The sequence below is a fragment of the Cyanobacteria bacterium GSL.Bin1 genome (genome assembly GCA_009909085.1).
In the GTDB taxonomy this organism is placed as follows: Bacteria; Cyanobacteriota; Cyanobacteriia; order Cyanobacteriales; family Rubidibacteraceae; genus Halothece.
This window is the reverse complement of record JAAANX010000121.1, coordinates 1-5,332: the sequence shown is the minus strand read 5'-3', so window position 1 is coordinate 5,332 and position 5,332 is coordinate 1. Positions and strand designations below refer to the sequence as shown.

Annotated in this window: 8 protein-coding genes and 2 pseudogenes; 6 read left to right on the top strand and 4 right to left on the bottom strand. The window is 43.8% G+C overall.

Going from position 1 to position 5,332, the window contains the following annotated elements:
- Positions 1–109 precede the first annotated feature (109 nt).
- Positions 110–358 carry a hypothetical protein gene (locus GVY04_15770; protein NBD17532.1) on the bottom strand — a complete coding sequence of 83 codons (249 nt, stop codon included), beginning with the start codon at positions 356–358 and terminating at the stop codon, positions 110–112.
- Positions 300–563 carry a hypothetical protein gene (locus GVY04_15765; GenBank protein NBD17531.1) on the bottom strand — a complete coding sequence of 88 codons (264 nt, stop codon included), beginning with the start codon at positions 561–563 and terminating at the stop codon, positions 300–302. The genes GVY04_15770 and GVY04_15765 overlap by 59 nt, the downstream gene beginning before the upstream one ends.
- Positions 564–680: 117 nt before the next feature.
- On the opposite strand from GVY04_15765, the gene GVY04_15760 reads away from it, so the two are divergent.
- Together GVY04_15760 and GVY04_15755 are read left to right on the top strand one after the other, a co-directional pair.
- Positions 681–818, top strand: coding sequence for a hypothetical protein (locus GVY04_15760; protein NBD17530.1), 138 nt, complete (start codon positions 681–683; stop codon positions 816–818).
- Between the two features lie 132 nt (positions 819–950).
- Positions 951–1,286 carry a hypothetical protein gene (locus GVY04_15755; protein NBD17529.1) on the top strand — a complete coding sequence of 112 codons (336 nt, stop codon included), beginning with the start codon at positions 951–953 and terminating at the stop codon, positions 1,284–1,286.
- Here GVY04_15755 and GVY04_15750 read toward each other — a convergent pair.
- Positions 1,275–1,772 (bottom strand): annotated as a pseudogene (locus GVY04_15750) (transposase). The gene GVY04_15755 and the pseudogene GVY04_15750 sit on opposite strands and share 12 nt — an antisense overlap.
- An 11-nt stretch (positions 1,773–1,783) precedes the next feature.
- Positions 1,784–2,848 (bottom strand): ISAs1 family transposase, encoded by a 1,065-nt coding sequence (locus tag GVY04_15745; GenBank protein NBD17528.1) that lies wholly within the window; start codon positions 2,846–2,848, stop codon positions 1,784–1,786.
- Between the two features lie 160 nt (positions 2,849–3,008).
- Between GVY04_15745 and GVY04_15740 the strand changes: the two are divergent.
- The 4 genes and pseudogenes from GVY04_15740 to GVY04_15725 all read left to right on the top strand — a co-directional run.
- Positions 3,009–3,749 (top strand): annotated as a pseudogene (locus GVY04_15740) (CHAT domain-containing protein).
- Positions 3,750–3,785: 36 nt separating this feature from the next.
- On the top strand, positions 3,786–4,346 hold the full coding sequence (locus GVY04_15735) for a hypothetical protein (protein NBD17527.1): 561 nt from the start codon (positions 3,786–3,788) through the stop codon (positions 4,344–4,346).
- 12 nt (positions 4,347–4,358) lie between these two features.
- Positions 4,359–5,177, top strand: coding sequence for a hypothetical protein (locus GVY04_15730; protein NBD17526.1), 819 nt, complete (start codon positions 4,359–4,361; stop codon positions 5,175–5,177).
- Positions 5,174–5,332 (top strand): hypothetical protein (locus GVY04_15725; GenBank protein ID NBD17525.1); only part of this gene is annotated, 159 nt, incomplete at its 3' end. The genes GVY04_15730 and GVY04_15725, both read left to right, overlap by 4 nt.

Below are 5,332 nucleotides of genomic sequence, written 5' to 3'. Positions count from 1 at the left end.
GGTACAGTGGAGGAAGCATATTTTTGATGGGGTTGCTCACTCAAGCAACCTTTTTTTCGGAACAGGGGTCGGCTTAAAAGCATACCATACCTGCCTCACATGTTCCTTGTCATCCCTTAAGGCCGATTTCATAAGTTTCTTCAATCTGTCCCGGTACGGCTTCTTGTCCGGCGCTGACCGCGATCGCGGGAATGCCACGTCTGGTTGCAGCGGTAGCGGCGCTCACTGTTCCAGAAGAAATGGCAATACTGCTACCAACATTTTCTCCTTCATTAATTCCGGAAATTACCACATCTGGCTCATTGCCTTCTAGAATTGCATCTAGTACCCGTCCAAACAGTAACAATGGGTGAGGCATCTACTGACCATTGGTTGGGAGCAAAATTTTCTATAGTTAAGGGCTGGAAGATTTGATCGGTATTGATAAAGGTTCCCGCGCCACTTTGTTGATCTTGAGGAGCAACCAGCGTAACATCGTAACTCGCTGCCGTTAACGCCTCAAATAAGACCTGTATGCCTGGGGCTTCAAATCCGTCATCATTCACTAATAAAATATCTAACATCGTTACTGACTCCTCAACACTGACACAAAAACTATCTAAACGATGACTGATGAACCTTAAAGAACTTTTAAGATTAAGGAAACTTTTTGCTAAAATCAACTCTCAAAATTAATTGGATTGGATTATTACTGTGATCGCGCCCTACTTGACATTCAACCAAAAGCCCGCAGGGCAAAAATCGTTCCAATACTTGCCTACAAATTTCTCCTAACGGCTGATTTAATTGTGGCGCGATCGCGCGAGATGCCCAACTGAATCGGAAGGCATTTTCAGACCTCAATAAATTCTAAAAAGTGTCCCCAATAGAAAGCGCGATCACGCTGTGTCAAAATAAAGAGTGAGAAAAGTTGTTTTCGTGTTTACAAACGGTCTCTGGAGACGATCAAGGTGAGTGAGCGCGATGACAAAACAGATGAATCGGTTTCTCCGTTGCCGCAGCGAGACGGTCTGCATCACGCTTCTCTACGCTCCGATCCCCTGTTATTAGTCACTCCAATTCCCCTCTCGGAACATCCAGCAGCGGTTTATTTAACCAGTCTCTCCTCTGGCTCTCAACGCACGATGCGCTGGGCGTTAGATACAATCGCGTCGATTTTAACGGATGGTACGGGCGACCATTTAACGCTGAATTGGGGACAATTACGCTATCGCCATTGTATGTTGGTGCGGAATCTCTTGAAGAATCGCTATGCTGCGGTCATTGGTAACAAGTTAAGGCTGTAAAGCAAAAGTCAAGGGGGTTTGAGCAGAAGAGTTGAAGAAAAAATCTTGACTTCCCCTTTGTTTTGTGGGGAAAGGAGCAACAATCAGACGAACCCTTCGTTTTCGTTTCTGCTTAACCACTCCTACAGGTGCGCTTTCCAATGCGGAGGAGACCTCCGCTTGGGTCGCACCTAAATCTTGATTTTCTGGTGCAGCAAAATATTTGACAGGATCATGGGCTAACCCTTTTTGACGAGCCACGGAAAAATGATAGAGACCGCGGTAAATCATCTCTAAAGAAATGTCATCCACAGGTAGAGAAAGTTCATCGGCAATCGCATCCCCTAAATCAAGCAAGACTGAGTAAAATAACCAAGTTCCCCAAATTTGTAATTGAATACCATTGAGAGAACCCGTCCATAAATAACTCAAGCCTAGCAATCGTTTGACCGTATTAAAAGCCTCTTCAATGCGCCAACGCTTACGATATAAATCAGCCACCACATAGCAGGGCTGTTTCATTCTATCAAAATAGGCAACAGCCAAAGCCTGTTGCCAAGCCATCTTCGGGCTTCGGTAATTGATAAAAAGCCTAATAATCTGAAAAGATTCATTCCAATTGTTCTTAAAATTGAGAAGTTCACTGCTGACTCCAAATGATGCAGGGGAGATGAGTCCTCCTTAAAAATAACATCTTTAACCCAATGCAATTGGTTCTCAATTCCCCAGTGTCCTTGAATTTTTTCACTAAAATCTTTTGCGGTTTGATAACAACTACTCAGATAATAAACAATTTGATGATAAGGCTTATTTTTCCGCTCACCTTTTCTTTCTACTTTAATAAAATACTGACTTCCTTCCCATATTTGTGTCATAGATTCGGGAACTTGAAATACAGATACTTGACGATTTACTTGTCGTCCGTGACTAATTTCTGTTCGCAGATTTTCCTGAATGGGAATAGTTTCTTGAGATTTTTTGGCCAAGGTATTGTATAACTTGGGCTGATTTCTTTTCACCGTAATTAAATAATCATTATTAGACTGATGAATCATTTTAATCGTTTCTTTTTGACAATGAACAGCATCCAAAGTTAAAACGTAATTAGATAACGGTGTAGCCTTAACCATCTCTTGAACACAATGAATTTCTGAAGTCTTTTTATTTTCTAACTTTTCCAGTGCTAAAACTAAACCATTTTCCTGAGAAAACCAAGATACAATTGACGCAAAGTTCTGTTTATTTCCCCAAGAGTCTGTTAAAGTTGACTTGATACTTTTCCCATCAATCGCGATCCAATCAGAAAGTTCATCTAGGGCAGATAATTGAGTAGCCCATTGGTTAAAAGCTTGAATTAAATCATTATTATCTACTCCCATCATGACTCTTCTAATGGTTGAATAAGATGGTGGTTTTAGAGATTGAGATTTCCCAAAACGAGTGAGGTGGTAATGCTCATTTTCGCCAAAAGCAGCTAAGTCTCGGTAACTTAAGTAACCCATCATTAAACCAAGAATAACAATGAAAAGTATCCACCATAAAGGATATCTCTGCCCACTGGAATTACGCCAATCCTTGACCAACGGTCATCCGCAGGCTCCGCCGTGAGACGGCGGAGTACGGATGACCTGTTTCAGGAAACTGATTAAACTAGACATATTAGAAATTTTTTTAAAAGTGCGCGATCGTGCTTAGAGTTTAAGTGACGCGATCGCGCTTTCCTTTTCAGATTCTACACCGAGAATGAAACAGCCCTGCCCCGACCCGGACCGCAACCCACGCTCCGCCGACCTGAGAACCCTGAAAGTGGCGCCCCTCCCCGCCACAGCCGAGGAAGGAAAAGCGATCCGGTAGCTCCTCCCCCAATTCCGGCTTCTCCTGCAAGAGGAAGCCACAGAAAATATCCTCAAACAAACTGATAATCCCCGCTTCCTGCATCTGGCTACCCACGGCTTTTTCCTGCCGCCGCAACCGGAACCGGCAGCCGACAGGGGTCAACTGGCACCCGGGGGACAGCCCCCCGCCTTCTCGCTTGAGAACCCGTTGCTACGGTCGGGACTGGCCTTAGCGGGATTTAACCGCCGTGAACACAGCAACGACGACGGGGTGTTGACCGCCCTGGAAGTAAGCGGACTGAACTTGCGGGGAACGGAGTTGGTGGTGCTCAGTGCCTGCGAAACGGGGGTGGGGGCTGTGGTGCAAGGAGAAGGGGTTTATGGACTGCGGCGCGCCTTTACCTTAGCCGGGGCGCAAACGCAGCTGATGAGTTTGTGGCAGGTGGCGGACCAAGAGACGAAGGAGCTGATGATTGCCTATTATCAACGGTTGCAGGAGGGAGAAGGGCGCGGAGAGGCACTGCGTCAAGTGCAGTTGGCGATGTTGGCCGACCCGGAAACCGAACATCCCTACTATTGGGCGTCGTTTATTCCGGTCGGCAACTGGCGGCTCCTGGACTGGGAAGAATTAGGGTTTCTTGAGAGATAGTTGCTAGAGCGTCGGTTCAGTAGAGAGGGTTGACAAATGAATCATTTCATGAATACTGAGAAATGTCCCCTTAGAGGAAGTTCAAGTCAAATGCGCCCACCTAATTGGAATCCAACCATTTCCCTCTCTCTCGCTGAACAAGCAGTGCTTCAAAAAATTCGCCAAGGTAAATTATTTGTCTTTCTTAGACAATTTCGCCATGAGATATTTGACGAAGAATTTCAAGAACAATTAGCAGAGATATTTAAAGATAGCACAGTTGGGAAATGTCCAGTTTCTCCAGCGAAATTAGCTCTGACAATTATCCTTCAAGCCTATATTGGAGTTTCTGACGACGAAGTAATTGAAGCTCTGGTGATGGATCGTCGATGGCAACTCGTTCTCGATTCTATGGATTGTGAAGAGCCTCCTTTTAGCAAAGCAACTTTAGTAAAATTTCGCGCAAAATTAATGGCTAAAAACATGGATAGAAAATTACTTGAAAGGACCGTAGAAATTGCAAAAAGAACGAAGGGTTTTCACGCTAATACTTTAAGGGTTGCCTTAGATTCTTCTCCTTTATGGGGAGCCGCAAGAGTGGAAGATACTTATAATTGATTAGGTCATGCTTTGCGAAAGGCTTTAACTTTACTGGCACAAGAATATGGAGAAATTATTGAAGAGATTACACCTCAATTAGGAGCTGATTTAATGAGTGGAACTAGCCTGAAAGCTGCTCTAGATCTTGACTGGGATGACCCTGAAGCTCGCACTCAGGCTTTAACTCAAATTCTGGAAACTCTAGAACAAGTTGAACAGTGGACTCAAACGAATTCTCAAAATTCGGAAACCGATTACTTAGATATAAAAAAAAATCTAGAAACTGCTACACAGATTAAAAATCAAGATGTTGAGGAAACAGAAGACGGTTCACCCAAACTTCGTAAAGGAGTTGCTAAAAATCGTCGAATTGCCATTGAAGATGACCAAATGCGTCATGGACGAAAGAGCCGTAGCAAGCGTTTCGATGGTTACAAACGTCACGTTTTGAAAGACCTAGATTTAGGAGTCGTCAGAGCAGTGGGATTAACTCCAGCTAATGCTTCAGAAGCTAGTGTTACCCCCGAACTAGAAGAAGATTTATCAACCCAAAATGTTACTTTTTCCGAGTTACATATTGACCGAGGTTATCTCAACTGTCATTGGGTCAAGGAGCGTTCTTCGGAGTTAAATATCTTCTGTAAAGCCTGGCGTGTTAAAAATGGTGACCGTTTTGATAAAACCGCTTTTATCCTCAACTGGGAGCAACAAACTATTACTTGTCCTCATCAAGTGACTCTTGAATTTGAGCTAGGAAAAACCGTGCGTTTTCCTCAAGAAAAATGTCAGGATTGTCCTCTGCATTCTCAAGGAATGAGCCGGAATTCAATTCCGGCTCACAAGCCTTGAGCGTTGCTCAATGTACTACTTCTAAAAACGGTCGTAGTGTTTCCATTCATCCTGATGAAGCCTTATTATCTGAATTACGAGAACAACAATTGACCCCAATTGGTCGAAAACGTTTAAGAGAACGGGTTAGCGTTGAACATAGTCTCGCTCATATT